This window comes from Acinetobacter johnsonii (genome assembly GCF_048551975.1).
Classification (GTDB): Bacteria; Pseudomonadota; Gammaproteobacteria; order Pseudomonadales; family Moraxellaceae; genus Acinetobacter; species Acinetobacter johnsonii_A.
Genome location: NZ_JBIMCF010000190.1, coordinates 1 through 284, shown reverse-complemented (window position 1 = coordinate 284; position 284 = coordinate 1). Strand labels below are relative to the sequence as shown.

The window sequence follows — 284 nt, the reverse complement described above, 5'->3', positions numbered from 1 at the left end:
ATTACGACCAATCTGTCGCTGGTTTACAAACACCAGACCGTTATACCGTGGTTATTCGCCTGACCAGCCCAGATCAGAACTTTCGAATGCTGCTTGCGCATCAGCCTGCAGGTGCAGTTGCACGGGAAGTCATCGAAAAATATCGTGACAACGCGGGTTTTGTGATGGGGCATCCAATAGGAACTGGGCCGTATATGCTCAGTCGTTGGACACCGGGTTCGCGGATCATTTTAAAGGCCAATCCTGATCTCCGAAGTTTTGTTTGGAACTTTAAAGCCAGTACG

At 49.3% G+C, this 284-nt stretch carries 1 protein-coding gene; it reads left to right on the top strand.

Annotated features, from left to right (window positions below; translation table 11 throughout):
* Positions 1 to 284, top strand: a 284-nt coding sequence (locus ACG9ZB_RS17195; protein ID WP_419326840.1) for an ABC transporter substrate-binding protein, incomplete at both ends; no start/stop codon positions are given.